Annotated in this window: 25 protein-coding genes; 11 read left to right on the top strand and 14 right to left on the bottom strand. The window is 74.2% G+C overall.

Annotation, left to right across the window (positions count from 1 at the left end; genetic code table 11):
- The coding region (locus ABD437_RS20495; protein ID WP_425558198.1) for a VOC family protein at positions 1 to 121 on the top strand (121 nt) is incomplete at its 5' end.
- Here the strand turns inward: ABD437_RS20495 and ABD437_RS20490 are convergent.
- The 5 genes from ABD437_RS20490 to ABD437_RS20470 are packed head-to-tail and all read right to left on the bottom strand — an operon-like array spanning position 118 to position 4,974.
- Positions 118 to 840 (bottom strand): DUF899 family protein, encoded by a 723-nt coding sequence (locus ABD437_RS20490; RefSeq protein ID WP_344650491.1) that lies wholly within the window; start codon positions 838 to 840, stop codon positions 118 to 120. The genes ABD437_RS20495 and ABD437_RS20490 overlap by 4 nt on opposite strands.
- Positions 837 to 2,153 carry an MFS transporter gene (locus tag ABD437_RS20485; protein ID WP_344650490.1) on the bottom strand — a complete coding sequence of 439 codons (1,317 nt, stop codon included), beginning with the start codon at positions 2,151 to 2,153 and terminating at the stop codon, positions 837 to 839. Before ABD437_RS20485 ends, ABD437_RS20490 begins: the two co-directional genes overlap by 4 nt.
- A 39-nt stretch (positions 2,154 to 2,192) precedes the next feature.
- Positions 2,193 to 3,380, bottom strand: coding sequence for an RNA polymerase sigma factor (locus ABD437_RS20480; RefSeq protein WP_344650489.1), 1,188 nt, complete (start codon positions 3,378 to 3,380; stop codon positions 2,193 to 2,195).
- On the bottom strand, positions 3,377 to 3,712 hold the full coding sequence (locus tag ABD437_RS20475) for a YciI family protein (RefSeq protein ID WP_344650488.1): 336 nt from the start codon (positions 3,710 to 3,712) through the stop codon (positions 3,377 to 3,379). The genes ABD437_RS20480 and ABD437_RS20475 overlap by 4 nt, the downstream gene beginning before the upstream one ends.
- Positions 3,709 to 4,974 carry an alpha/beta hydrolase fold domain-containing protein gene (locus ABD437_RS20470; protein ID WP_344650487.1) on the bottom strand — a complete coding sequence of 422 codons (1,266 nt, stop codon included), beginning with the start codon at positions 4,972 to 4,974 and terminating at the stop codon, positions 3,709 to 3,711. The genes ABD437_RS20475 and ABD437_RS20470 overlap by 4 nt, the downstream gene beginning before the upstream one ends.
- 80 nt (positions 4,975 to 5,054) lie before the next feature.
- Between ABD437_RS20470 and ABD437_RS20465 the strand changes: the two genes are divergently transcribed.
- On the top strand, positions 5,055 to 6,059 hold the full coding sequence (locus ABD437_RS20465) for an LLM class flavin-dependent oxidoreductase (RefSeq protein ID WP_344650486.1): 1,005 nt from the start codon (positions 5,055 to 5,057) through the stop codon (positions 6,057 to 6,059).
- Here ABD437_RS20465 and ABD437_RS20460 read toward each other — a convergent pair.
- The 3 genes from ABD437_RS20460 to ABD437_RS20450 are packed head-to-tail and all read right to left on the bottom strand — an operon-like array spanning position 6,056 to position 8,433.
- The gene (locus tag ABD437_RS20460; protein ID WP_344650485.1) at positions 6,056 to 6,298 is read right to left on the bottom strand and encodes a hypothetical protein; all 243 of its coding nucleotides are present in this window, start codon (positions 6,296 to 6,298) and stop codon (positions 6,056 to 6,058) included. The two genes, ABD437_RS20465 and ABD437_RS20460, sit on opposite strands and share 4 nt — an antisense overlap.
- 31 nt (positions 6,299 to 6,329) lie before the next feature.
- Positions 6,330 to 7,547: a cytochrome P450 gene (locus ABD437_RS20455; protein WP_344650484.1), complete on the bottom strand. Its 1,218-nt coding sequence runs from the start codon at positions 7,545 to 7,547 to the stop codon at positions 6,330 to 6,332.
- 37 nt (positions 7,548 to 7,584) lie between these two features.
- The gene (locus tag ABD437_RS20450) at positions 7,585 to 8,433 is read right to left on the bottom strand and encodes a hypothetical protein (protein WP_344650483.1); all 849 of its coding nucleotides are present in this window, start codon (positions 8,431 to 8,433) and stop codon (positions 7,585 to 7,587) included.
- A 248-nt stretch (positions 8,434 to 8,681) separates the two neighbouring features.
- Between ABD437_RS20450 and ABD437_RS20445 the strand changes: the two genes are divergently transcribed.
- Positions 8,682 to 10,493, top strand: coding sequence for a hypothetical protein (locus tag ABD437_RS20445; RefSeq protein WP_344650482.1), 1,812 nt, complete (start codon positions 8,682 to 8,684; stop codon positions 10,491 to 10,493).
- Between the two features lie 5 nt (positions 10,494 to 10,498).
- Here the strand turns inward: ABD437_RS20445 and ABD437_RS20440 are convergent, their stop codons facing one another.
- Positions 10,499 to 11,332, bottom strand: coding sequence for a PIG-L family deacetylase (locus tag ABD437_RS20440; RefSeq protein ID WP_344650481.1), 834 nt, complete (start codon positions 11,330 to 11,332; stop codon positions 10,499 to 10,501).
- A 58-nt stretch (positions 11,333 to 11,390) separates the two neighbouring features.
- Here ABD437_RS20440 and ABD437_RS20435 point away from each other — a divergent pair, with 58 nt between their 5' ends.
- The 5 genes from ABD437_RS20435 to ABD437_RS20415 all read left to right on the top strand — a co-directional run bounded on the left by ABD437_RS20435 (position 11,391) and on the right by ABD437_RS20415 (position 15,639).
- The gene (locus ABD437_RS20435; RefSeq protein WP_344650480.1) at positions 11,391 to 11,846 is read left to right on the top strand and encodes an RbsD/FucU family protein; all 456 of its coding nucleotides are present in this window, start codon (positions 11,391 to 11,393) and stop codon (positions 11,844 to 11,846) included.
- A 14-nt stretch (positions 11,847 to 11,860) separates the two neighbouring features.
- Entirely contained in the window at positions 11,861 to 13,213 is a 1,353-nt protein-coding gene (locus tag ABD437_RS20430) for a dipeptidase (protein ID WP_344650479.1), read from the top strand.
- 96 nt (positions 13,214 to 13,309) lie between these two features.
- Complete coding sequence (locus ABD437_RS20425; RefSeq protein WP_344650478.1) at positions 13,310 to 14,218, top strand: intradiol ring-cleavage dioxygenase; 909 nt, start codon at positions 13,310 to 13,312, stop codon at positions 14,216 to 14,218.
- A gap of 70 nt (positions 14,219 to 14,288) precedes the next feature.
- The gene (locus ABD437_RS20420) at positions 14,289 to 15,122 is read left to right on the top strand and encodes an alpha/beta fold hydrolase (RefSeq protein ID WP_344650477.1); all 834 of its coding nucleotides are present in this window, start codon (positions 14,289 to 14,291) and stop codon (positions 15,120 to 15,122) included.
- 22 nt (positions 15,123 to 15,144) lie between these two features.
- Positions 15,145 to 15,639 (top strand): DinB family protein, encoded by a 495-nt coding sequence (locus ABD437_RS20415; RefSeq protein WP_425558192.1) that lies wholly within the window; start codon positions 15,145 to 15,147, stop codon positions 15,637 to 15,639.
- A gap of 40 nt (positions 15,640 to 15,679) precedes the next feature.
- Here ABD437_RS20415 and nhaA read toward each other — a convergent pair whose 3' ends face one another.
- On the bottom strand, positions 15,680 to 16,963 hold the full coding sequence (gene nhaA / locus ABD437_RS20410) for a Na+/H+ antiporter NhaA (RefSeq protein ID WP_344650476.1): 1,284 nt from the start codon (positions 16,961 to 16,963) through the stop codon (positions 15,680 to 15,682).
- 116 nt (positions 16,964 to 17,079) lie between these two features.
- On the opposite strand from nhaA, the gene ABD437_RS20405 reads away from it, so the two are divergent.
- Positions 17,080 to 18,159 (top strand): DUF1996 domain-containing protein, encoded by a 1,080-nt coding sequence (locus ABD437_RS20405; protein WP_344650475.1) that lies wholly within the window; start codon positions 17,080 to 17,082, stop codon positions 18,157 to 18,159.
- Here the strand turns inward: ABD437_RS20405 and ABD437_RS20400 are convergent.
- Positions 18,053 to 18,985, bottom strand: a complete 933-nt coding sequence (locus tag ABD437_RS20400; RefSeq protein ID WP_344650474.1) for an aldo/keto reductase — start codon at positions 18,983 to 18,985, stop codon at positions 18,053 to 18,055. The genes ABD437_RS20405 and ABD437_RS20400 overlap by 107 nt on opposite strands.
- 59 nt (positions 18,986 to 19,044) lie before the next feature.
- Here ABD437_RS20400 and ABD437_RS20395 point away from each other — a divergent pair, with 59 nt between their 5' ends.
- A complete protein-coding gene (locus tag ABD437_RS20395) occupies positions 19,045 to 20,337 on the top strand; it encodes an acetamidase/formamidase family protein (RefSeq protein ID WP_344650473.1) in 1,293 nt (430 codons plus the stop codon).
- On the opposite strand, the gene ABD437_RS20390 is transcribed toward ABD437_RS20395, so the two are convergent.
- Entirely contained in the window at positions 20,318 to 22,300 is a 1,983-nt protein-coding gene (locus ABD437_RS20390; RefSeq protein ID WP_344650472.1) for a DUF6596 domain-containing protein, read from the bottom strand. The genes ABD437_RS20395 and ABD437_RS20390 overlap by 20 nt on opposite strands.
- Positions 22,297 to 22,620, bottom strand: coding sequence for a YciI family protein (locus ABD437_RS20385; RefSeq protein WP_344650471.1), 324 nt, complete (start codon positions 22,618 to 22,620; stop codon positions 22,297 to 22,299). Before ABD437_RS20385 ends, ABD437_RS20390 begins: the two co-directional genes overlap by 4 nt.
- 126 nt (positions 22,621 to 22,746) lie before the next feature.
- Here ABD437_RS20385 and ABD437_RS20380 point away from each other — a divergent pair, with 126 nt between their 5' ends.
- Positions 22,747 to 23,325 (top strand): DUF998 domain-containing protein, encoded by a 579-nt coding sequence (locus ABD437_RS20380; protein WP_344650470.1) that lies wholly within the window; start codon positions 22,747 to 22,749, stop codon positions 23,323 to 23,325.
- Between the two features lie 28 nt (positions 23,326 to 23,353).
- Here the strand turns inward: ABD437_RS20380 and ABD437_RS20375 are convergent, their stop codons facing one another.
- The gene (locus ABD437_RS20375) at positions 23,354 to 24,031 is read right to left on the bottom strand and encodes an NINE protein (RefSeq protein ID WP_344650469.1); all 678 of its coding nucleotides are present in this window, start codon (positions 24,029 to 24,031) and stop codon (positions 23,354 to 23,356) included.
- Positions 24,032 to 24,066: the final 35 nt, after the last annotated feature.

Below are 24,066 nucleotides of genomic sequence, written 5' to 3'. Positions count from 1 at the left end.
GGCCGAGCGGCTGGTGACACTGGGCGCCACCCGGGTGCGCCGGCTCGAACCGCGGCCGCCCCTCGAGTTCGGCCACCTCCTGATGACCGACCCCGAGGGCAACGAGTTCTGCCTCGACTAGCTGCCGAGGTCGTCGGAGTGGCCCGCCGCCAGGCGGGGCCACTGCGGGATCGGGCGGCCGTCGGTCTTCAGCAGGTGCCCGTCCACCGGCCAGGTCCGCGGCCAGCCGGCCGGGGAGTCCTCGTGCGGCTCCTGGCGTCCGAAGACCGTGAGGTCCATCAGCCGGTAGGAGTTGTCGACCTGCTCGACGCCGCGCCGCGTCGTCCACCAGGTCTCGAAGACGCGGTCGGCGTCGCGCACGTAGCTGATCAGGTGCATCATCCCGACGTGCCGCCCGGTGAGCAGCGTCTCCAGCGGCTCGCCCGCGGCCGCGTACCAGGGCATCGTCCAGCCCATGAACTCGTGGTAGCGGGCGCTCTCCGGGTACGGGCCCTGGGCCACGATGGCGTACGTGATGTCCCGCGAGTGCAGATAGGACAGCTCACGCACCTGCGACGAACACCAGGTGCAGCCCTCGCACTGCGCCGCTGCCGGGTGCCCGGCGTGCCACATGAAGTAGTACAGGATCAGTTGCCGACGCCCCTCGAACGCGTCGAGCAGCGTCGTCGGGCCGTCCGGGCCGGTGAGGAGCGTGTCGGCGGGCACCTCGACCATCGGCAGGCGCCGCCGCTGCGCCGCGAGGGCGTCGCCCTCCCGGGTGTGTGCTTTCTCGCGGGTGCGCAGGCGCGCGACCTCGGCCTCGAACGCGGCCCGGTCGACCACGGGGGGCAGGTCGGTCATGACGTCTTCCTTCCGGGAACGGTGCTGAGGAGTGCGAGTGCGGCGACCAGCGCGACGAGCGCGAACGCCCAGCGGAATCCGTGGCCGGCGACGAGCACGGTGGCCACCACCGCGACGCCGGCCGCGCCGCCGATCTCGCGCATGGTCTCCACCAGACCGGAGACCAGGCCGGCCTCCGACCGGGACACGCCGGTGAGCGCGCTGATCTGGATCGCCGGGCCGCAGAGCCCGAAGCCGACGCCGGCCAGCAGGAACGCCGGGAGCAGGCCGGTGACGTAGGTGCTGTCGGGGGACACCCGGGTCAGCCACAGCGCGGCGACGACCGTCAGTGACAGGCCGGTGACCAGCAGGGCACGCACCGGCACCCGGGCGGCGAGCCGGGCGCCGCCCATCGCGGCGACGAAGATCGTCGCGGTGGTGGCCAGCCAGGCGACGCCGGTCGTCGCGGGGGAGTAGCCGAGCTCCTGCTGCATCAGCAGCGAGCCGAGGAAGATAAATCCGAGCAGCGCGCAGAACGTCAGGAACGCCGGGGCGAGCGCCCGGTTGCGCCAGGCCGACGGCGGCACCAGCGGGTGCGCCGACCGGGCCTCGATCCGGGCGAACAGCCCCAGCGCCCCGAGGGCGGCCACCCAGCTGAGGATCGACCCGTGGTGCAGTGACCAGACCAGCAGCAGCAGCCCACCGGTCACCACGGTGGCGCCACGCAGATCCAGGCGGGTGTCCCGGTCGCGCGGCCGGTCCGGGGCGAGGAACATCAGCGCGATCGCCACGAACACCACACCGACCGGCACGTTCAGGAAGAACGCCCACCGCCACCCCGGCCCGGCCGCGAGCAGCCCGCCGACCACGACCCCGAACGACCCGGCGACCCCGCCGATCGCGCCGAACAGGCCGAGCGCGCGCACCCGCTCCCGTCCGTCCGGGAACGTGACCGCGAGCAGCGACAACGCGGCCGGGGCGATGAGCGCCGCCCCGAAGCCCTGCACGCCCCGGGCCGCGATCAGCAGCCCGGCCCGCGGCGCGGCCCCCGCCACCAGCGACGCCACCGTGAACACCACGACACCGGCCAGGAACACCCGCCGGCGTCCGACCTGGTCGGTCATCCGCCCACCGACCAGCAGGAACCCGCCGAGCAGCAGCCCGTACGCGACCACCACCCACTGCACGACACCCGCGTCGACGCCGAGCTCACGCTGGATCGACGGCACCGCCACGTTCACGATCGCGGTGTCCAGCCCCACCATGGCCTGGGCCGCGCACGCCAGCCCCAGCACGAGCCCGGGGCGTGCCCGCGCTTCGATCTCTGTTCTCATGCCCCACCGACGAAGGAACCCGGCCGGGATCGACAGGCGTCAGAGATTTTCTTTCCGGCGGGTCAGGTAGCGCCGTTCGGCCTCGGTCGGGGCGAGCGCGATCGCCTGCTCGTAGGCCTCCCGGGCCGCCGCCGGCCGCCCGTCGCGTCGCAACAGGTCGGCCCGGGTGGCCGGCAGCAGGTGGTAGCCGTCCAGCCGTCCGGACGCGGCGAGTGCGTCCACCAGGGCCAGCCCGGCCGGGATGCCCTCCGACATCGCGACCGCCACGGCCCGGTTCAGCTCCACGACCGGCGACGGCGTCAGCCGGCTGAGCTGCGTGTAGAGCGCGACGATCTGGGGCCAGTCGGTGCTCGCCGCGTCCGCGGCGGTGGCGTGGCAGGCCGCGATCGCGGCCTGCACCTGGTACGGGCCGGCCCGCTTCGCGGCCAGCGTGTGATCGAGGATCCGCTCGCCTTCGGCGATCAGAGCGGCGTCCCAGCGGTCGCGGTCCTGCTCCTCCAGCGGCACCAGCACACCGTCGTCGGCCCGGGTGGCCCGCCGGGCCTCGCCGAACAGCATCAGCGCGAGCAGGCCGCGGGGTTCGGGCTCGTCCGGCAGCAACCGGGCGAGAACCCGGGCCAGGTGGATCGCCTCACCGGTCAGGCCCTGGTGCCCGTCGTACCCGGCGTTGAAGATCAGGTAGAGCACGGCCAGCACCGCCGCGAGCCGCGGCGGCAGCAACTCCGCCGGCGGGACGCGGTAGGGGATACCGGCCTCGGCGATCTTGTGTTTGGCCCGCACCAGCCGCTGGGCCATCGTCGGCTCGGTGGTGAGCAGGGCCCGGGCGATCTCGGCCGTGCTCAGACCGCAGAGCGTGCGCAGCGTCAGCGCGACCCGGGCCTCGAACGGCAGGGCCGGATGGCAGCAGGTGAAGATCAGGCGCAGCCGCTCGTCGGTGATCTCGTGCGGTTCCGGGTCCGGAGCGAGCGGCGCGAGCTGGCGCAGCTTCGCGGTGCCGACCGCGTCGCGGCGCAACCGGTCGAGGGCCCGGTTGCGTGCGGCCGTCGTCAGCCACGCGCCCGGGCGGGCCGGCACCCCGTCGCGGGGCCAGGTGGCGACCGCGGCCGCGAACGCGTCCTGGGCGCAGTCCTCGGCCAGGTCCCAGTCCTGGGTCAGCCCGATCAGCGTGGCGACGACCTGGCCCCACTCGTCGCGGTAGGCGGCGTCGAGCGCGTCCCCGACGTTCACTCCCAGACGGGGCGGATCTCGACCGTGCCCCAGTCCGCGAACGGGTGCGCGGCCGCGATCGCGATCGCCGCGTCCAGGTCGTCGGCCTCCACGACCGCGAACCCGCCGACGAAGTCCTTGGTCTCGGCGAACGGCCCGTCGGAGACCAGCGTCTCGCCGTCGCGCACCCGCACGGTCGTCGCGTCGACGCTCGGGCGCAGCCGCGCGCCCGCCAGCAGGGCCCCGCGCCGGGTGAGGTCCTGTTCCCAGGCCCGCATCCGCGGGTTCCCGCCGAGCTCCTCCGGTTCCGGCTGGTAGGTCTCGTCGTCGCAGATCATCAGCACGTACTTCATGCCGTGGAGTCTGGCACCCGCTCGGCGTGTTCGGCGTACACGATTCCGAGGAACCGCTCGATCGCCTCGGCCGCCGCGTGGGCCCGTCGCGTCCCGAAGATCTCGAACGCGTGCTGCGCACCGGGGATCTCCGCGTACGCCACCGGCGCCTTCGACGTGGCACGCAGGTCACCGACGAACCGGCGGGCGCCGCGCACCGGCACCAGCGAGTCGTGGTCACCGTGCAGCACGAAGAACGGCGGGGCGTCGGCGTGGATCGCGTGGCGCGGCGAGGCGGCCCGGAACACCTCCGGGGCCTCCGCGAGCGTCCGCTTGACGACCCGTTGCTCGACCAGGCGCAGCAGCCCGGCGTCGGCCGGGTCGGTCCAGTCGTAGACGCCGTAGAGCGGAACCGCCGCCGCGACCGTCGTGTCGACGTCCTCGAAGCCGGGCTGCCAGCGCCGCTCCGGCGCGGTGAGCGCGTGCAACGCGGTCAGGTGCCCGCCGGCCGAACCGCCGGTGATCGTGACGAACTCCGGGTCGCCGCCGTACTCGGCGATGTGCTCCTTGACCCAGGCGACCGCGCGCTTGACGTCGACGATCATGTCCGGCCAGGTGGCGCGCGGACCGAGCCGGTAGTTCACCGCGACGCACACCCAGCCCCGCTCGGCGAGGTGGCTCAGCAGCGGCAGCGCCTGCTCCCGCTTGTTGCCGAGGGTCCACGCGCCCCCGTGGATCTGGATCAGCACCGGGGCGCGGCCACCGGGCGGGAGATCGGTCCGCCGCCAGACGTCGAGATGGTTGCGGACACCGGCCGGGCCGTAGGGGAGGTCGACGTCGTGGGCGTAGCGCTCGCGGACCTGGAACATCCGCACGACGCCCGGCCGGCGACCGAGCGGCGCGTCCGGCTCGGGCCAGGCCGGGTGACGCACGCGGGAGCGGTAGTCGGGGCCGTAGACCTCGTCGAGCGCCCGGTCGAGCACGTCGGCGGCCGAGCGGGACGCGGCCGCGACCGCGACGAGACCGGCGGCCGCACCGAGGGACAGCGCGAGGCCGAGGCGACCGGCGCGGGTGCGTGCGCCGCCGGCCGCGGCCAGGGCGAGCTGGGGTAACACGGTCGCGGCCGTGGCGGCGGCCGGGAGTTCGGTGCTGAGCGCGCCGGCCGCGAACGACGGGACCGCCAGCCGGCCGGGGTCGTGCGGCGGTCGCAGGGCGTTGGCGGCGTTCAGCACGGACGCGACGCCGTGCACCACACCGGCGGCCCCGGCCAGTTGTCGCTTCATGCGTCCGGACGCTAGCGGTTCGGAATGCCATCGACCACGGGTACGGAATTGTTGATCGATCAACTATTGTTCGTCACATCATGAAGAAGAAGATCGGGTTCCTGAGCTTCGGGCACTGGCGGGACGTCGAGGGATCGCGAACGCGGTCCGCGGCCGACGCGCTGCTGCAGACGATCGACCTGGCCCAGGCCGCCGAAGACCTCGGGGTCGACGGGGCCTTCGTCCGCGTCCACCACTTCGAACGGCAGCTCGCCTCGCCGTTCCCGCTGCTCTCGGCGATCGCGGCCCGGACGTCGCGGATCGAGATGGGCACCGGCGTCATCGACATGCGGTACGAGAACCCGCTGTACATGGCCGAGGAGGCCGCCGCGACCGACCTGATCAGCGGCGGGCGGCTGCAGCTCGGGCTGAGCCGCGGGTCACCCGAGACCGCGCTGCGCGGCGCGGAGTCGTTCGGGTACCGCGCCGACGACCCGGCCGAGCTGGCCCGGCAGAAGACCGAGATCTTCCTCGCGGCGATCCAGGGCGCCGCGGTGGCCACCACCGACCCGGCGCGCTCGGGCGTGCGTGCGGGCCTGCCGATCCAGCCGCAGTCCGAGGGGCTCGCCGAGCGCATCTGGTGGGGCGCGGGCACCCGTGCCACCGCGGAGTGGGCGGCGTCGCTCGGCGTCAACCTGCAGAGCTCGACGCTGCTCACCGAGGACACCGGCGTGCCGTTCGACGAACTGCAGGCCGAGCAGATCCGGATGTTCCGCGACGCGTTCACCGGCGACCGCGAGCCGCGGGTGTCGGTGTCACGCAGCGTCCTGCCGATCACCGAGGACGTCGACCGGGTCTACTTCGGCTCCCGCGGCGACGACGACCAGATCGGCATCCTGGACGGCGTCCGGTCACGCTTCGGCCGGTCCTACGTCGGCGAGCCGGACGTGATCGCCGCCGAGCTGGCCCGCGACCGTGCCGTCCAGGACGCCGACACCGTGCTGTTCACCGTGCCCAACCAGCTCGGCGTCGAGTACAACGCCCGGATCCTGGCCACCATCGCCGAGCACATCGCGCCGGCGATCGGCTGGAAGCCGACCGTCTAGAACGGAGCGTCCGAGGGCGGCGCGGTCGGCGGCGGGGTGTGCTGCGGCGTCACGTAGGTGCCGCGGGCACGCATCGCCCGGCGCATCTGGGCGCTGGCCCGCAGCGGCAGCCGGCCCGGCACCGGCGTCGGGTCGGGCCCCGGCGGGTCGGCCAGCCGCTGACCGCTCGTCGCGATGTGCCACCGGTGCAGCAGCGCGGCGACCGCCGCCACGAGGATGAATATCAGCAGGATCTCCATGCGTATCCAGCTACCCGTTGGGCGGGGGTGCTCACACCGGAATCCGCACCGGGAGCCGGGTGAATCCCTTGAGGGTCAGGCTGTCGCGACGCTGCGCCCCGCCGGCCGGTGCGAGCTCCGGGAACCGCCGGGCCAGCGCCGGGAACGCGATCTGCGCCTCCAGCCGGGCCAGCGGGGCGCCCAGGCAGTAATGGATGCCGCCCCCGAACGACAGCGGCGCGTTGTCCGTCCGATCCAGCCGGAGGACGTCCGGGTCGGGGAACCGCCGCGGATCGCGGTTGCCGGCCCCGAGGTAGGCGACGAACCGCTCGCCGGGCGCGACGGGAACACCGGCCAGTTCGATCGGCTCGGCCACCATGCGCGCGCCGATCTGCACCGGGCTGTCGTAGCGCAGCAGCTCCTCGACGGCCGGGCGGGCCAGGTCGGGGCGCTCGCCGAGCAGCCGGAACTGCTCCGGGTGGTCGAGCAGCGCCGCGAGCCCGTTCGCGAGCAGGCCCGTCGTCGTCTCGAACCCGGCCACGAACAACAGCGCCGCGGTCGTGACGGCCTCCTCGCGGGTGAGCCGGTCACCCTCCGCCTCGGCCAGGGCCAGTGCGCTGAGCAGGTCGTCGGCCGGGTTCGTGCGTCGCTCGTCGATCAGCCCGCCCAGGTACTCGCGGATCGTGGCGGCGGCCGGGTCGGCGCGGCTGAGCACCTCCGGCGTGATGACCTCCATGACCTGCGTCCAGTCGCGGGTCAGCGTCTGGAACTGCGCCCGGTCACCGGCCGGGATGCCCAGCAGTTCCCCGATGACGTTCACCGGCAACGGAAACGCGAACGCGTCGACGAAATCGACGGTGCCGCTCAGTTCGTCGAGCAGCCCGTCGACCATCGCCTCGATCGCCGGGCGCAACGCCTCCACCCGGCGCGGGGTGAACGTGGAGCTCACCAGCCGGCGCAGCCGCGTGTGATCCGGCGGGTTGATCGTGAGCATGCTCGTGAAGAGCGTCCGCAGCGCCGGGTGGTCCGTCCAGTCCGGATAGCCGATGAACGCCAGCAGATCGGGCGGCATGTGCCCGAGGCGCGGGTCGCGGAGCATCGTGCTGCACTCGTCGTACCCGGTGAGCACGAGCACCCCGTCGGGGGCACGCACGATCGGCGAGGTCGCTCTGATCCGCGCGTACCGCGGGTACGGGTCGGCCCGGCCGTCCGGCCGGGTCAGCTCGTCGAGCAGTCGGTGGACGTCCGGGCTCTGCACGATCTCGGCCACGCCCTCACCGTAGCGCCGCGCTCCGCTCCGGTCCGCCTCACGGATCGGCGGACGGCGACGTCGTGAGCTCCGGTGCGGCCGCGCCGCGGATCAGCAGGGCGGCGCCGGCCAGCTCGGCCACCGTGAACACGACCGTCGCGGCGGTGGCGAGCGCGAAGCCCCGGCGATCGTCCGCCGACGCGTGGTCATTGACCACCAGGACCAGTCCGAACCGGACGATCACCCCCGCGGTGAGCGCGGTGAGCAGCGCGACGACCGCGCCGAGCACCGCCCGGGCCCGGGCGAACCCCCGGCCGGGGACGACCGCCCCCACCACCGGCAACGCACCGGCCACCGCCAGCATCGCCGTGCCGACCGCGAACCACACCCCGAACGACCGGTCACCCGCCGGGTCACCCGAGTCCGGATCGGGGAGCGTGGCGACGTACGACAGCGGCAACGCCACCGCCGCCACCACCCCGGCGAACGCGGCGACGAGAGTCACCGGCAAGGCCGCCCTCCCGGCCCCGGCGAGCGCACCGGTACCCGCCGCCGCGACCGCCCCCACGACCAGAGCGGCCAGCGTGACGACGTGCAGCGCCTCGAACCCCAGGAACACCCCCGCCCCGCCGGCCGGGATCAGCGGGTCGGCCAGCCCGGTGACGTGCGGGAACGCGACCACGGCGAGCCCGGTCCGGACCGCTGGGAGCGCCCGGCCCCGCCGCAGCACCGCCCCGAACGCCAGCAGCGTGCCGACGACCAGCCCCAGCGCGGCGACCCCGGCCCCGGCGACCGACGGACCGACGCCCGGCCAGCGCACCGCGCTGCCCCCGAGCGCGAGGCCGAGGGACGCGACCACGAGGCAGCCGACCGCGACCCGCTCCGCCGGCGCCTCCCCAGTGCTCACCACCACAGGATGGCGCGATGGCGCCCGGTGGGTGGGACGAACGGATCACCGGCCCGCGATCTCGTCGCGGTGGGGGCGGTGGGTTCCGGTGGTCAGCCGACCGGTGGAGGCCCCGGCGCCGATGGTGTCGGCCGTTGCGGTCGAGGTGGATGCCTTTGCGGTTCGGCACGCGATACCGCTCCGGAGCGTTCGCCTACACTGGCCCACCTCTGTGGGTCGAGAAGGGTGATGCGGGCGTGGTTAAGCGGATGGCTGACGCGGGTTTCCGCGAGGAGCAGGAGCGCGACAAGTACGCGTCCCACGTGCGCGCGATCAACGAACTGGTCGACGAGTTGCGCGATGTGGACGGGCGCGGCTCGATGCCGTACGTGGCGCCGTGGCACGGCGGGGTCGAGGCTCGCGCGTTAGTCGTGCTGAGCGAACCCGGCCGGGCGGACCGGGGCTCCGGGTTCGTGAGCACGGAGAACGACGACCAGGCGGCGGAACGCCAGGCCGTGGAGTTCGAGGCGCTCGGCATCGAGCCCCGGGCGATCACGGTGTGGCACGCGTACCCCTGGCACCGCGACGCGAAGGGCGAGCCGAACGGCGTCCAGCTCGGCGCCGGCGCGGACGTGCTCGAGCGGATGATCGGCCTGCTGCCGGAGCTGCGTGTCGTGCTCCTGCAGGGGAAGGTCGCGCAGCGTGGGTGGGAGCGGCTCGGGGATCGGGCCGGCAAGCTCGTGGCCGAACGGGGGCTGACCGTGGTGAGCACCCACGGGCCCAGTCGCCAGGCGATCTGGCACCGTGACGCGGTGATCGTGGCCGAGCGGGTGGCCGATCGGGATCGCGCCTACCGGGAGGTAGCCGCCCTGATCGGCGCCACCCCGGCCCCCACTCCCACCGCGGAGGTCCCCGCCCCCGCGGTGGAGGTTCCCCTCCCCGCGACGGAGGTGCCCGCCCCTGCGGTTGAGGTGCCCGCTTCTGCGGTTGAGGTGCCCGCTTCTGCGGTTGAGGTGCCTGCGCCTGCGATGGAGGCGCCCGCTTCTGCGGTTGAGGTGCCTGCGCCTGCGGCGGAGGTGCCCGCCCCTGCGGTCGAGGTGCCCGTCCCTGCGGCGGAGGCGCCCGCTTCGGAGACTGACGTTGCTGCTCCGGCGGCGGACGCGGCGGTTGACCCGGCTCCGGCGCCCGCGGCCGAGACCCAGGTTCCCGCGCCGTCGGAGGCCGCGTCCGGAGTGTCGGCCGTCGAGGCTCCCGCTGGTGCCGCTGGTGCCGCTGGTGCCGCTGAGTCGGCATCTCCGGCGGCCGAGGTTTCGGGTACGGAGGACTCCGGGCCTGCGACCTCCGACACCGAGTCGGCGACCGTGGCATCGAAGGTCGATGGGCCGGGCGCCGACCCGGCCACCTCCGAGGTGCCCGCGGTCGACGCGAAGTCGACCACCGACGCCGCGACCCCCGACGAAGGCGCCACCGCCGACGCCGCGACGGCCGACGAAGGCACCACCGCCGACGCCGCAAAGGCGGACGAGCCCATCACCGGAGCCTCGCCCGCGACGGACGAGGCCTCGGCCACGGCCGCCCCCACCGAAGAGCCCACCCCGGCGGCGACCGCAGCCGGGGCCACGGCCACCTCGTCCACCACCGAGGAGACCACCGCCGAGGCCCCCGCCACCTCGTCCACCACCGAGGCCCCCACCGCCGAGGCCCCCGCCACTGAAGCGCCGGCCGCGGAAAACCCCGCAACGGACACCCCCGCGGAAATCACCACGCCGGCAGACAGCCCGGTAGTGGACGCCGAGCCGGCAGCGGAAGCCACCCCCGCGGCGGCCCAGCCTGCAACGGAAGCCGCCGAAGCCGCCCCGGCAGCGAACAGCCCGGCAGCGGACGCCGCCCCGGCAGCGGACAGCCCCGCAGCGGACAACCCCGCAGCGGACAACTCGGCCGCGGACACCCCCGCTGCGGACGCCTCCGCCGCGGAAACCGCCCCCGCCGCGCGGGCCTCCGAGGTTGCCTCGGGCTCCTCCACCCCCGAGCGCCCCTCCCTCTGGGAGCGGGTGAAAGCGGCCTTCTCGCGGAAGAACTAACCCCCTCAGCGCAAACCGGTGAAGAGATCGTCCTCCTGGAGCGGTGACCCGGTCGTGTCACGCACCCGGACGAACGTCTCCAAGCGCATGAGCTTGGCGAACTTCTCCTTGCCCATCTTGAGGAAGAACTCACCGTCGCTCTGGCTGCTGTGCGCGGCCAGGGCGTCGTACTTCTGGTCGCTGAAGCCGGTGGTGTCGACCCAGGCGGTGATCTGCTCGTCCGGCACTCCCATCGGGGGAGTGTCGGCGGGCGGGGCCTCCTCCGGCTCGTCCCACTCGAGGCCGGCTTCTTTCGCCCACGTGCCCATGTTCTCCATCCAGGAGCGCGGCACCGTGCTCATGTACACCTTCGGCACGCTCTCGACCAGCTCGACGGCGGCCAGCGTGACGCGGTGCACCTGGATGTGGTCGGGGTGGCCGTACCCGCCGTTCTCGTCGTAGGTGACGACGACGTCGGGCTGGTAGTGCCGGATCAGCGCGGCGAGCCGTTCGGCGGCGTCGGGCACCGGCGTGGACCAGAACGAGCCGGGCGCGTCGTTCGTGGGCCAGCCCATCATGCCCGAATCGTGGTAGCCGAGCTGCTCGGAGTGGGTGACGCCGAGGATCTTGGTGCTGATCGCCAGCTCGGCGGCGCGGGTGGCCGCCACCGCATCCGGGTCGTGACCGGGCTCGCCGGGTTTGACGCCACCCGGCCCGTCGCCGCAGCGGCCGTCGGTGCAGGTCACGACGATCGTGGTGATTCCGTCGGCGGCGTACCGGGCCAGCACCCCGCCGGTTCCGGTCGCCTCGTCGTCGGGGTGGGCGTGCACGGCCATCAACGTCAACTGGCGATCGCTCATACCCGCGAAACTAGGGGGCGCCTACGACAATTCCCGAACGGCACGCCATGCTGGCTGCGTGCTCAAAGGTATCGATCCGCTGCTCAACGGCGACCTGCTGAAGATCCTCGACGAGATGGGCCACGGCGACCAGCTGCTGCTCGCCGACCGCAACTACCCGGCGTTCAGCGCCGGCCGGCCGGTGGTGCGGCTCGGCGAGTGCGGCACGCTCCGGGCGCTCGACGCGATCCTGTCGGTGTTCCCGCTCGACGCGTTCGTCGAGCACCCGCTCGAGCGCATGGAGGTCAAGGACGACCCGGCGCTCACCACCCCGCTGCAGGACCGGGTGCTCGCGGTCGCGGCGGCGGGCCACCCGGCGGACCTCGAGTACGGCGTCGTCCCGCGCCACGACTTCTACCGGCGCGCGCAGAGCGCCTACGCGATCGTCCACACGCTCGAGAGCGAGCCGTACAGCTGCTTCATCCTGCACAAGGGCGTGGTCTTCCCGCCCGGGATGGCCGAGGACGGGTCCTGAGTACGGTGGAAACCATGAATAGGGACGAGATCGCGGCCGCGGTCGACGCGGTGGTACCGGGCGCTCGCGCCGACCTGGAGCGGCTGGTACGCATTCCCAGTGTCTGGGCCGACCCGGCGCACGCCGACGACACCGAGGCCAGCGCCGCGCTGGTCGCGGAGCTCGCCGGCGCGCTGGGCCCGGAGTCGGTCGAGATCCTCCGCGCCGACGGGGGCGCGCCCGCCGTCGTCGCGCGCTGGCCCGCTCCGGAGGGCCAGCCCACGGTCCTGCTCTACGCGCACCACGACGTGCAGCCCACCGGCGGCGACGAGCTGTGGACGAGCCCGCCGTTCGAGCCCACCGAGCGCGACGGGCGCCTCTACGGGCGGGGCGCGGCCGACGACAAGGCCGGCGTGCTGACGCACCTCGCGGTGCTCCGCGCCTACGACGGCCGGCCGCCGGTCGGCGTCACGCTGTTCATCGAGGGCGAGGAGGAGTCGGGTTCGCCGACGCTGCCCGCGTTGCTGCGCGAGCACCACGACCTGCTCGCGGCCGACGTCATCGTGATCGCCGACGCGGCGAACCCGGCCGTCGACGTGCCCGCGCTCACCACGAGCCTGCGCGGCCTGGTCGACCTCGTCGTCGAGGTCTCGGTGCTCGAACACCCGGTGCACTCCGGGGTCTACGGCGGGCCGATCGGCGACGCGCTGACCGCGCTCGTGCACACGCTCGCGAGCCTGCACGACGAGAAGGGCGAGGTCGCGGTGGCCGGCCTGCGCCGCAACACCGGCACCGACGCCGCCGGCGTCGACGTGGGTGAGGAGCAGTTCCGGGCCGAGGTCGGGCTGCTGGACGGCGTCGAGCTGATCGGCTCCGGCACGGTGGCCGAGCGCACCACGCAGGCCGCGGCGATCTCCGTGCTGGGCATCGACGCACCGACCGTCGCGTCGTCGTCGAACGTCCTGCTGCCGCGGGCTCGTGCGGTCGTGAGCGTGCGGCTGGCGCCGGGCGAGGACGCCGAGGCGGCGCGTGACCTCGTCGCCGACCACCTGCGCGCGCACGTGCCGTGGGGCTCGCACATCGAGGTCGAGCCGCACCTGGGCCTGGCCGAGCCGTTCCGGCTCGACACCGACGGCAGCGCGTACGACGCCGCCCGCGCCGCGTTCGCCGAGGCCTACGGCAACGCGGTGGTGGAGATGGGCATCGGCGGGTCGATCCCGTTCATCGCCGAGTTCGCGCGTACGTTCCCGGGGGCGGCGGTGCTGGTCACCGGCGTCGGCGACCCGGCGAGCCGGTGGCACGGCATCGACGAGAGCCTCTCGCTGGAGATGTTCGGAACCGGCGCGCGCGCGGAAGCCTTCCTGTTGGACGAGCTCCGGCGCCGGTAGCGGGCCTCACAGGCGACGCTCAGCGCACGCACGGGTGGCGGCCATTCCCGGCCGCCACGCTGGGCACCGTCGATGTAGTCGCTCCCAGGAGGTTCCATGTCCCGCAGACCGACGTATCAGGGCCGGGTGCTGCCCAGACCCGACGAGGAGGTCGTCGATCAGGGGCTGAACTTCGACCTGGGGACGCTGGACCGGCGCCGGATGCTGCGGCTGCTCGGCCTCGGCGGGGCCGCGCTGGGGCTGGCCGCGTGCAGCACGACCGACTCGACGACGGCCTCGGCCTCGACGTCGGCGTCGGCGGGCACGTCGACCGGTGAGATCCCCGACGAGACGGCCGGCCCCTACCCGGGCGACGGGTCGAACGGGCCGAACGTGCTGGCGCAGAGCGGCATCGTGCGCAGCGACATCCGGTCGAGCTTCGGGACCGCGTCGGGCACCGCCGAGGGCGTGCCGATGACGCTCGAGCTGACGGTCACCGACCTGGCCGACGGGGGGAAGCCGTTCGCGAACGTCGCGGTGTACGTGTGGCACTGCGACCGGGAGGGCCGGTACTCGCTCTACTCCGACGGGGTGACGTCGGAGAACTACCTGCGCGGGGTGCAGATCGCGGACGCGTCCGGCGTCGTGCGGTTCACCAGCGTCTTCCCGGCCTGCTACACCGGGCGCTGGCCGCACGTCCACTTCGAGGTGTACCCGGACCAGGCGTCGATCACCGACGCGGGCAACGCGATCGCGACGTCGCAGGTGGCGCTGCCGAAGGCCACCTGCGACGCGGTGTACGCGACGAGCGGGTACGAGTCGTCGGTGTCCACGCTGTCGCAGGTGAGCCTGACCGACGACAACGTCTTCGGCGACGACGGCGGCGCGAGCCAGCTGGGGACCGTGACCGGGGACGTGGCCGGCGGGTTCGCGGTGTCCCTCACGGTGCCGGTGGACACCCGCACCGAACCGGGCGGTGGCCAGGCCCCCGGGGGTGCGCCTCCGTCGGGTGCGCCCAGGCGCTAGCCGCTGACGAGGACCGGCCGGGCGGAAACGCGCTGGCGCCGGCCGGTCGGGGCCACTAACGTCGCGCCGCGTGAGCGGGGAGAAGTACGCCCGGGTGGGCGGGATCGAGCTGTGTCACGACGTCGTCGGGAACGACGGTGATCCGGTGATGGTGCTGATCATGGGGCTGGGGTTCCAGCTGGTGCACTGGCCGGACGCGTTCTGCCGTCGGCTCGCGGACGCCGGCTACCGGGTGGTCCGATTCGACAACCGGGACGCCGGTCGTTCCACCCACCGGCCCGGCGCGCGGTACACGCTCGACGACATGGCCGACGACACCGCCGGGCTGCTCGACGCGCTCGGCGTCGGGTCCGCGCACGTCGTCGGGGCCTCGATGGGCGGGATGATCGCGCAGCTGATGGCGATCCGGCATCCCGATCGGGTGCGGTCGCTCGCGTCGCTCATGTCGACGACCGGCCGGCGCGGGGTGGGGCGCACCTCGCCGCGCGTGCTGCGTCACCTGTTCGCGCGGCGGCCACGCACCGAGGAGGAGTCGATCGAGCGGCGGGTGCGGGTCTTCGCGGACGTGGGGTCCACCGGGTTCGAGCCGGACCTGGACGAGATGCGCCGGGTGACCCGGGAGGCGTTCCGGCGGGATCCGGACGCCCGCGACGGCCGCCGGCGGCAGCACCGGGCGGTGCGCGCGGCGGGGGACCGCACCGAGGCGCTGGGCCGGGTCGGCGTGCCCACCGTGGTGATCCACGGCTCGGCCGACCCGATGTGCCACCCCTCCGGCGGGCGCGCCACCGCCGACGCGGTGCCCGGCGCCCGGTTCGAGCTGATCGAGGGTCTGGGCCACGACCTGCCGCCCGGTGCCTGGCCCCGGATCATCGGTGCGATCACGGCGAACGCGGCCCGGGGGTAGAGCCGGGCGGCCCGGGCCGGCGGTGTACCGGGCCCGCGTCATCGGGTGGAGCCGTGCCGTACCGTGCCGGGGTGACCGCGGAGAAGGCAGTGCTCAGTGTGAGTTCCTCGCGTACCAGCGGGAGAGCGTGGTGGCGATCGTGGCCGGGCTGGACGACGCGGCGCTGCGGACGGCGGTGCTCCCCTCGGGGTGGACGCCGCTCGGGTTGATCGAGCACCTCGGGGACGCCGAGCGGCACTGGTTGCAGGACGTGTTCGCCGGGGCGCGCCCGGGTGGACCCGACGCGTCCGGGTTCGCGTTCTACCGCGAGCAGTGCCGCATCTCCGACGGGATCATCGCCGGTGCGACGCTCGACACCGCGCCGGTGGGGCGCCACCACGACGAGCCGCTGGCGTCGCAGACCACCGATCTGCGTCGCATCCTGCTCCACCTGATCGAGGAGACCGCGCGGCACGCCGGCCACCTCGACGCGGCCCGCGAACTGCTCGACGGCCGCACCGGCCTGGGGCCCCGGTGACCGGGCGACGCCGACCGAGGCACCGCACGATCGGTCCGGACTACCGGTCGCGTTGGTAGACGTCGGGGATGCCGTCCCGGTCGGCGTCCTCCTCGTCGGCCGCGGCCAGCTGCCGGTACGTGCGGTTGCGTAGCCGCAGCACGACCGCGGCCAGGAGGGCGGCCACCAGCGAGCCGGTCAGCACCGCCACGGTGGCGTGCTCGCCGTGGTCGCCGCCGTCGAACGCGAGCTCGGCGACGAGCAGCGAGACGGTGAAGCCCATGCCGCCCAGTACCGCCAGGCCGAGCACGTCGATCCAGGCCAGGCCCTCGTCGAGGCTCGCCCGGGTGAGCCGGGTGACCAGCCAGGTCGTGCCGAGGATGCCGATCGTCTTGCCGGCGACCAGGCCGACGACGATTCCCACCGCGACCGGATCACGCAGGGCGCTCGCGGCACCGGCCCAGCCACCGATGGCCACCCCGGCGGAGAAGAACGCGAAGACCGGCACCGCCACCCCGGCCGACAGCGGCCGGAACCGATGCTCGAACCGCTCCGCCGGCCCGGGCCGAGTGTCGGACGCTCCACTCGCACCGGACGCGATCACCGGGACGGCGAAACCGAGGAGCACCCCGGCCACGGTCGCGTGGACCCCGGACGCGTGGACCAGGAACCAGGTGAGCCCGGCCAGGGGCAGCAACAGCCACCACGCCCGCACCCCCCGGCGCAGCAGCACGGCGAACACCGCCAGCGTGACCAACGCTCCCAGCAGCGGCAGCACCGCCAGCTCCGAGGTGTAGAACACCGCGATCACGACGATCGCCAGCAGGTCGTCGACCACCGCGAGCGTGAGCAGGAACGTGCGCAGCGCGGCCGGCAGGTACCGGCCGACCACGGCCAGCACGGCCAGCGCGAACGCGATGTCGGTCGCGGTGGGGATCGCCCAGCCGCGCAGCGGCCCGCCGCCGGCCACGCCCACCAGCGTGTACAGCGCGGCCGGCACCACCACGCCCCCGAACGCGGCCGCCACCGGAACCACCGCGCGACGCGGATCACGCAGGTCACCGGCCACGAACTCGCGTTTGAGCTCCAACCCGGCCACGAAGAAGAAGATCGCCAGCAGCCCGTCCGACGCCCAGGCGCCGACCGTGAGGTCCAGGTGCAGCGCGCCCGGCCCGATCCGGAAGTCCCGCACGGCCTCGTAGGCCCCGGCCCACGGCGAGTTCGACCAGACCAGCGCGGCGACCGCGGCCACCAGCAGCAGCGCGCCGCCGATCGTCTCGCGGCGGAGCACGTCGGCGATCCGCCGGGCCTCGGGCCAGCTCGAACTGCGGCCGAGAACACGCATGACGCCCCCTGGAAAATCGGTCGACACAGACATCGCCGACCAGACTTCCCGGCACACCGCAGTCGACCCTACCGGACCCCCGGCGGGGAACGGCGAATCGAGCCATGCTGGGAACCGTGTCGGAGCGACGGCTGATCGGTCTCGTCGCCGGGATCGTGGTGCTCGCGATGCTGGTGGGTGGCGCGATCGGGCTGAGCCTCGCGCGCCGCCCGGCGCACACCCCCGGAACACCGGAGTCGCACGCGCCCCGGCCGGCCCCGAACTACGTCCCGATCGAGGACGTCGTCCCCGGTCAGCGCCGGGAGACACCCCGCGGCACGTACGTCGCGCACTGCGGCGACAACGAGGAGGGCCACTGGAACTCCGACAACTTCATCGTCTCGCCCGGCATCCGCAACGGCGCGCACCACCTGCACGACTACGTGGGGAACACCGACTCCTCGGCCGCCTCCACCGACGAGTCGCTCGCCGCCGCCGGCACCACCTGCGCCGACCGCGGCGACACGTCGGCGTACTTCTGGCCCGTGCTCCGCGACCGCACCGACGTCGCCGGTCAGCAGCGTGTCCCGGGGGAGGACCCGGCCGACGGCAACGTCGGGCGGGTGCTGCGCCCCCGGGTGACGCTCCGCTTCGAGGGCAACCCGTACGCCCCGGTCGTCGCGCCGCCGCGGCTGCTCCGCGTGCTCACCGGCGACGCCAAGGCCGTCACCGCCGGAGCCCGGAACGCCCGCGCGACCTACACCTGCGCCGGGTTCGAGGACCGGATCACGACCGTCGCCTACCCGCTCTGCCCCCTCGGGCGGGGCCTCACCCGGATCCTCGAGTTCCCGAGCTGCTGGGACGGCCGCAACACCGACAGTGCCGGCCACCGTGCCCACATGCGTTTCCCCGACCGGGCCGGGAGATGCCCGGCCGCCACCCGCCCGGTCCCGAAGCTCACGATGACGCTGGTCTACGACGTGCCGGCCGGCCCGTCGTTCGCGATCGACACGTTCGGCGACCAGGGCCACGCCCCGATCACCGACCACGCCGACTTCGTCAACCTGCGCACCGCGGCCTCGACCGCACTTCTCCTACGCTGCCTGAACGCTAAGCCCAGGGCCGCCGGGACCGCGTCTCCCAGTACGCCGACGGCTCCTCCGGGAACGCCAGGCCGGCCGGCACCGTCAACGACGCCGCCCGCAGGTTGCGGGTGATCTGCTCCGTGGTGACCGCGCCGGTCAGCACCCGCGACACCCCGGGCTGCGCGAGCGCGACCGCCATCGCCAGCTCGTCGACCCCGACCCCGAGGTCGGCGGCCGCCGCGGTCACCGGGCCGGGCGCCTCGGCCGCCGTCAGGCGTCCGTTGGCCAGGCTCTCCTTGACCACGACGCCCAGCCCGGCCTCGGCCGCCTCGGCCAGCGCGGGCCCCACCGAGGGCTCCAGCAGGTTCCACGTCGACTGGACCACGCCGAACAGCGGAGCCCCGCCCACGGTGACCTCCAGCGCGCGTCGCACCACGTCGGCCTGCGCGGGCCCGGACGTGGAGAACCCGACGAGCACCCCGGAGTCACGCAACCGGGCCAGCGCGTCCAGCAGCTCGGGGGAGTCCAGCGCCGGGCTGGCGGGCACCAGCGAGTGGATCTGGTACACGCCCAGCCGGTCGCCGAGCAGGGCCCGCGTCTCGGCGAGCTGCCGCGTGAACGCCGCCGGCGAATGGTCCTTGACCTCGTGGACGTCCCGCTCCAGCCGCCACTCGCCGACGTAGGTGTACCCCCACTTCGACGCGACCAGTACGTCGGTGACGTCCGGGCGCGACGCCAGCCAGTCGGCCAGGAACTCCTCGGCCCGGCCGTACGAGCGGGCGGTGTCGACGTAGCGGATGCCGCCCGCGTAGGCGGCGTCCAGCACCTCGGCGGTGCGGCGGCGCAGCGCGTCCACCGAGCGGTCCTCACCCAGGTCGTCGTCGCGCGCGCCGTTGATGTACGCCGGACGCCCGACCGCGGCCAGCCCGATCCCCAACCCCGTGCCGATGGTGCTCACCACAGCACCGTAACGAACCGGACATCCAGCCGCGACGAGCGGGATCTAGAAAGTCCCCTATGGACATCGAACGCCGGTCTCTTCTCCGGGCGGCCGCCGCCGTCGGCGCGGGCGGGATGGTCCTCGGTTCCGCGTCGGCCGCCCGGGCCGCGCGGACCCCCGGGATCCTCCAGCCGCACCAGGGCCCGATCGCCGGGCAGCACTACCTGCCGTCCCGTCCCGAGCAGGTACGCTGGGGCTACGTCCCGTCCGTCACGTCCGACCCGGTGCTGCGGATCGCGTCCGGCGAGACCGTCACGATCGACACGGTCTCGCACGAGGGCATCCTCGAGGACCAGGGCCGCGACCCGCTGGCCTGGTTCGGCGGCCACGGGGTGCCCGCCGGGAACGTGCTCACCGACGCGGTCGCGGTCGCCCGCGACTACGACCGCACCACCCGCGACTTCGACGTCGACGGGCCGCACGTCGTCACCGGCCCGATCCACGTCGCCGGAGCGGAGCCCGGCGACGTCCTCAAGGTCGAGATCAGAACCGCGCTGCCGCGGGTTCCCTACGGGGTCGTCTCCAGCCGGCACGGGAAGGGCGCGCTGCCGCGGCTCGCCGACGGCGCGGTTCCGGCCGGTCTCACCGAAGCCGAGATCATGCCGCCCGTGGCCACCGACGGACGACGCACCGAGGTGCCCACGCGCTACGGGAACGTCTCGGTGTTCACGCCGGTCCGCGGCCGCGGCGAGCACCTCGTGGGGGCGCTCCCGCGCCCGGGGCACGGCGACGTGGAGTTCCCGCTCCGCCCGTTCATGGGCATGATGGGCGTGGCGTTCGCCGACGCCGGCACGCTCACCGATCCGCGGCTGAACTCGATCCCCCCGACGCTCGGCGGCGGCAACATCGACATCAACCTGCTCGGCCCCGGATCGACGTTCTACCTGCCGGTGTTCGCCGAGGGCGCGCTGTTCTACGTCGGCGACCCGCACCTGGCGATGGGCAACGGCGAGGTCGCGCTCACCGCACTCGAGGGCTCGCTGCGCGCCACCTACCGCCTGACCGTGGTGAAGAAGGGCCGCCGGGGCGCACCGTCGGTCGCCTTCCGCTACCCGTTCGCCGAGACGGCCGGCGCGTGGGTGGTCATCGGGCTGTCCGACCCCGACGGCTCGACCGGCGGCCAGGGCTCGGACCTGGACGTCGCGATGCGCCGCGCCACCGTCAACGCGCTCGATTTCCTCCAGCGTGACCTGGGCCTGGACCGGGCGGTCGCGTACGCGTACCTGTCCGCGGCGGTGGACTTCTCGGTGTCCCAGGTCGTCGACCGCACCGTCGGGGTGCACGCGACGATCACGAAGGCCCATTTCTGAGCCGGCGCAGCGTGCTGCCGGTGGCCTGTTTGAACAGGTACTCGGCGCGCTCGTAGGAGAGGCGGCGGCGGCCGGTCTCGGGGCACCGGTCGGCCGGCGCGAGCGGCCGGGACGGCACCGGGCGGCGGTCGGCGAGGAACACCGGGCCGCGGGTGCGGCCGTCCAGCAGGCGCGGCAGCAGGGCGGCGGTCGCCGATCGCCAGGTCACCCAGGTGGGGCCGGCCCGGGCCCTGCGCTCGGTCAGGTCCAGGTCGCCGACGTCGAGCGCGAGCACCGTCGTCACCGGGGCGCCGGACTCGTGGAGCAGCCGCCAGAGCGTGCGTTCGCGCAGCGCCACGTCGGTGCGGGTCCAGAGCGCGTCCAGGTCGAGCGGCGCCGGCGCCGTCGCGGGCGGATCGGGTGGGCGGCGCTCCAGGCCGGCGGCGAGGTCGCCGAGCCCGGCCCACTCGCCGAACGAACGCACCGCCGCCCGGTGCCGGTTCCAGGTCGTCGCCGCCGCGGTGCCCCAGGCCAGCGCGAACACTCCGGCCACGGTGTCCGCGCGCAGGGCGTCGACCGGGACGTGGTCGCCGAGCGCGCGCCGCAGCCGGTGCAGCGTCTGCCGGTAGGAACGGCGGGTGGCCGCGGTGAGCTCGCCCCGGGCGAGGAACCGGTCGGCGGCGGCCCCGAGGCCGGTGGTCCCGAGGCCGGTGGTCCCGACGCCGGTGGTCCCGACGCCGGTGGTCCCGACGCCGGTGGCGCCGCCGGTGGGCGACGGCGCGACGGCGTCGGCGCGGCGACGCAGGAACGCCGCCTCGGCCGCGTTGCGGGTGAGCGCCGCGGCCCGTGCGAACTCCGGCCCGGCCTCGGCGGGCCGGCCGAGCCGGGCGAGCAGGTCGGCGCGGACGGCCGGGAGCAGGTGGTAGTCGCGCAGCACGGGCTCGGCCAGCAGCGGTTCGACGGCCGCCAGCCCGGCCGCCGGGCCCCGGGCCCGGCCGACCGCGACCGCGCGGTTGAGCCGCACGATCGGGGTGGGGAGGACCGCGGCCAGCGCGTCGTAGAGCGACGCGATCCGGGTCCAGTCGGTCTCGTCGGCCGACCGGGCCCGCGCGTGGCAGACCGCGATCGCGGCCTGCAGTACGTACGGGCCGGGTGGTCCGCCCAGTTCCCGGGCCCGCAGCATCGCGGTGAAGCCCCGCCGGATCAGCAGCGGGTCCCAGCGGCCGCGGTTCTGCTCGTGCAGCGGCACCGGCTCGCCGTCCGGGCCGGTGCGTGCGGCCGACCGCGACTGCTGCAGCTCCATCAGCGCGACCAGACCGTGCGCCTCGGGCTCGGCGGGCGCGAGTTCGGCCAGCAGGCGGCCGAGGCGCAGCGCCTCCAGGCACAGGCCGGGGCGGATCAGGTCGTCGCCGGAGGTCGCCGAGTACCCCTCGTTGAACACCAGGTAGACGACGCCGAGCACGTCCGCGAGGCGGTCGTGCGGGTTCTCCGGGAGCTCGAACGGCACCCGGTGCTCGGCGAGCGTAGATTTCGCGGCGGCCAGGCGCCGGGCGGTGGCGGGCTCGTCGGTGAGGAACGCGCGGGCGATCTCCGCGGCGGACAGACCGCAGACCAGGCGCAGGGTGAGCGCGACCCTGGCCTCGGTGGGCAGCACCGGGTGGCAGGTGAGGAACACCAGCCGCAGCACGTCGTCGGGCTGGTCCGCGACGGGGTCGGGTCCGCGGGCGGCGTCCTCGTGGGCCCGCTCGGCCCGCCGCGCGCGACGGACGTGGTCGACCGCGCGGCGTTTGGCGACCGTGGTGAGCCAGGCGGCCGGGTTCTCCGGCGTACCGGACACGCCCCACTGCTCGAGCGCGGCGACCAGCGCGTCCTGGGCGAGTTCCTCGGCCAGCCCCACGTCGCCGACCAGGCGGGTCAGCGTCGCGATGATCTTCGCGGACTCCCGACGCCAGACGGCGTCGAGAGCGCCGCGAAGCTCGGTCACGGACCGAAGACCTGGTGCATCAGGCTCGTGCCGTCACCGACGACGCGGCGGAAGCGGCGGGCCAGCTCGAGGGCCTCCTCCTCCGACCGCACCTCGATCAGCGCGAACCCGCCGACGGCCTCCTTGGCCTCGGTGAACGGCCCGTCGGTGACGGTGATCTCGCCGTCGGCCGAGACGATCCGCCGCCCGGCCGGGTCGAGGCCGCCGGTGGCGAGCAGGATTCCCTCGGCGGTCAGCTCCTCGACGAACGACGCCATGTCGGCGTAGAGCTGGGCGTCGGGCTCGCGGCCGTCGTTCTTCGTGAGCATCAGGTAGCGCATGGCGTCTCCTCGGAGTGGATCGGTTCTGCCCACTCGTCGCTCAGCCTAGGTGACAGGGAATCACCCCGTTCCCTGTCACTTCGGCCGGGCGACGTGTCATCGAGATCCCCAACTGGAGGAGGACCCATGACCGCCACGGTCACCCGCACCACGTCGCCCACATCCCTGACGTTGATCGCCGTCGCCGGACCGCTCTGGACCGTCGTCTCGCTGGCGCAGGCCTTCACCCGCGACGGGTACGACATCACCCGGGAACCCCTGAGCGTCCTGAGCAACGGCCCGCTCGGCTGGGTGCAGATCCTGAACTTCGTCGTCGCCGGGGTGTTGCTGCTGACCGGCGCGGCCGGATTCCGGTCGGCGCTGCCCGGCGTCTGGGTGTCGCGGCTGGTGGCGCTGGCCGGAGCCGGGATGATCGGCGCCGGGCTGTTCGTGATGGATCCGGTCGGGGAGCCGCTCTCCGCGTCGAGCTACGGCCACATGCTCGCCGGCACGACGACGTTCACCGCGCTGATCGCGGCCTGTTACGTGCTCGCGCGGCACTACCGGTCGACTCGGGACACGGTGGTGTCGCTGGTGGCCGGCACCGCGCTGCTGGTGGGCAACGGGTGGGCGATGAGCGGTGCGCCGGGCGGACCGCTCGCGCTGGCGGCCGGGGCGATCGTCGCGGTGCTGTGGGTCTCGCTGGCGGCCGCCCGGCTGCGCTGACGCCGGAGGACCCGCGGCGGCCGGCGGGTCAGGCGCGTAGCGGGCGGCCGTCGCCGTCGGTGGGGGAGCCGGCGAGCAGCATGATGCCGTCGATCACGAACCAGAGCCACCCGGCCGCGTAGACGACGAAGAACAGCAGCGGCAGCACCAGGAACGAGCCGCAGATCGCGAGCCAGAACGACCCCCAGCCCAGCACGGTGGTGACGAGTTGGACCGTGCCCATCACCGAGTGCCCGGCGTAGAGGCGGCCGATGCCGCCGAGGCCGAGGAAGAAGCCGGGCAGCAACTGCAGGAGCCCGGCGGCCAGCTTGCTCTTGTCGGAGAACGGCCGGCCGGTCTTCGGGTCGATGCCGTGGGCCGCCGCCCCGGTGTAGGTCGGCGGGTGCGGCACCGGGTAGGCCGGTGGCCCGCCGTAGGGCTGCATCCCGTACGCCGGCTGCGCCGAGTACGGCTGGAGCGGATCGGGGTACGTCGGGTCGGCGTAGGGCGCCCCGGCGTAGGGCGCGCCGGAGTACGGGGCACCCGAGTAGGGCGCACAGGAGTACGGAGCGCCGCCGGTGTGCGGCGTTCCGGAGTACGGAACCGCCGAGGGCGGCGGCTGGATGCCGTACTGCTGTGCCGACGGCGGGGGAGCCGACGCCGGGTCGGCCGGGTACCACGGATCGTGGTTCGACCGGTCGGCGGGACCCGGGAGCGGCAGAGTCATACCCGGCACGGTATCGCCCGGTCGCATCCCGGGTC

The organism is Cryptosporangium japonicum, assembly GCF_039524755.1.
Taxonomy (GTDB): domain Bacteria; phylum Actinomycetota; class Actinomycetes; order Mycobacteriales; family Cryptosporangiaceae; genus Cryptosporangium; species Cryptosporangium japonicum.
The sequence above is the reverse complement of the archived record's forward strand: the minus strand, read 5'-3'. Positions and strand labels throughout refer to the sequence as shown.